This window comes from Virgibacillus sp. GM2-2 (assembly GCF_055329585.1).
Genome location: NZ_JBUZWC010000054.1, coordinates 1 through 277, shown reverse-complemented (window position 1 = coordinate 277; position 277 = coordinate 1). Strand labels below are relative to the sequence as shown.

Sequence of the window (277 nt, the reverse complement as noted above, 5' to 3'; positions counted from 1 at the left end):
GCCGACGCGGTGGCCGCGCAGAGAACGGTCAGCCATGCCAAGACTCGCCGATGGCTCTGAAGGCGATCGAACAGCCGATGATGAAGGTGTTCGCGATCACCGGAGAAGATGCTTCGCCCTGTGAGGTGGCGACGAAGGATGGCGGTGAGCGTATCGAAGAGGGGAATGGTCCACAGGACCATCGGGGCGACGAGCAGGGTCTTTCCCGTCCCGTCGAAACAGGTTCGCAACGAGAGAGTGCCAACAACCAGCCCGATCAACATGCTCCCTGCGTCCC

At 62.1% G+C, this 277-nt stretch carries 1 protein-coding gene; it reads left to right on the top strand.

The features are described from left to right. Nucleotides 1-50 precede the first annotated feature (50 nt). Nucleotides 51-277 (top strand): hypothetical protein (locus ACY9Z2_RS18950; RefSeq protein ID WP_463611236.1); only part of this gene is annotated, 227 nt, incomplete at its 3' end.